We start from the raw sequence: 1,473 nt of genomic DNA, 5'->3' as shown, positions 1-1,473 counted from the left end.
ACCGCATCCAACTCCGCCCGGAAGCAGAGATGGAGGGCGTGACGGCCGACTCGGTCATCAACGCGATCCTCGCCCACGTCCCCGTACCCCGCTGATGGCCCTCACCGGACGCGCCGCGCTCCTGGCGGCCCTCGGCACCCTCCCCGTCGGCATCTGGGAGCCCAGCTGGACGGGCATCCTCGCCGTGAACGTCCCACTGGCCCTCGCCTGCGCCTGCGACTTCGCCCTGGCGGCCCCCGTACGTCGCCTCGGCCTGACCCGCTCCGGCGACACCTCGGCACGCCTCGGCGAAACAGCCGACGTCACCCTCACGGTCACCAACACGTCCGGCCGCCCGCTGCGCGCCCGCATCCGCGACGCCTGGCCCCCGAGCAGCTGGCAGCCCGGCACGGAGATCGCCTCGTCCCGCCACGAGCTGACAGTCCCCGCAGGCGAACGCCGACGCGTGACAACCCGTCTGCGCCCCACCCGCCGCGGCGACCGCCACGCGGACCGCGTGACCATCCGCTCGTACGGCCCACTCGGCCTCCTCGCCCGCCAGGGCAGCCACAAAGTCCCCTGGACGGTACGCGTCCTGCCCCCCTTCACCAGCCGCAAGCACCTCCCCTCGAAGCTGGCCCGGCTACGCGAACTCGACGGCCGCACCAGCGTCCTCACCCGCGGCGAGGGCACAGAATTCGACAGCCTCCGCGAGTACGTCCCCGGCGACGACACCCGCTCGATCGACTGGCGCGCCACCGCCCGCCAGACCACGGTCGCCGTACGCACCTGGCGCCCCGAACGCGACCGCCACATCCTCCTGATCCTCGACACGGGCCGCACGTCAGCAGGCCGCGTCGGAGACATCCCCNNGACGCGGCCCTCCTCCTGGCAGCCCTGGCCTCCCGCGCCGGCGACCGCGTGGACCTCCTCGCATACGACCGCCGAGTACGAGCCCTCGTACAGGGCCGATCCGCAGGCGACGTCCTTCCCTCCCTGGTCAACGCCATGGCCCGCCTGGAACCGGAACTCCTCGAAACGGACGCCCGCGGCCTGACCTCCACCGCTCTCCGCACGGCCCCCCGCCGCTCCCTGATCGTGCTCCTCACAACCCTCGACGCGGCTCCCATCGAGGAAGGCCTGCTTCCCGTACTCTCCCGCCTCACCCAGCGCCACACAGTCCTCGTCGCTTCGGTGTCCGACCCCCACATCGCGCGAATGGCAGCCGCAAGGGGAAACACCGAAGCCGTGTACGAGGCCGCCGCGGCAGCGCAGGCCCAGGCGGAACGTCATCGCACCGCGGAACAACTCACCCGCCACGGAGTGACTGTCGTCGACGCGACCCCGAACGACCTGCCGCCGGCCTTGGCGGACGCATATCTGGCACTCAAGGCAGCGGGCCGCCTTTAATCACGGCAGAAATACAGGGGGGCAGGCAGGCGGCAGAGGAAAAGCCCCGCCATAAACAGCCCCGAAACGCAAGAAAGCCCCCGC

Annotated in this window: 1 protein-coding gene and 1 pseudogene; both read left to right on the top strand. The window is 71.7% G+C overall.

The window, feature by feature from the left end; translation table 11 throughout:
- Positions 1–94: 94 nt before the first annotated feature.
- Positions 95–850: pseudogene (locus AOK17_RS53285) on the top strand (DUF58 domain-containing protein); the annotation flags it as partial.
- Positions 851–852: 2 nt separating this feature from the next.
- On the top strand, positions 853–1,389 hold a 537-nt coding region (locus AOK17_RS53280; protein ID WP_483855196.1), incomplete at its 5' end, for a DUF58 domain-containing protein.
- Positions 1,390–1,473: the final 84 nt, after the last annotated feature.

The sequence above is a fragment of the Streptomyces phaeochromogenes genome (assembly GCF_001418655.1).
Classification (GTDB): Bacteria; Actinomycetota; Actinomycetes; order Streptomycetales; family Streptomycetaceae; genus Streptomyces; species Streptomyces phaeochromogenes.
The sequence above is the reverse complement of the archived record's forward strand: the minus strand, read 5'-3'. Positions and strand labels throughout refer to the sequence as shown.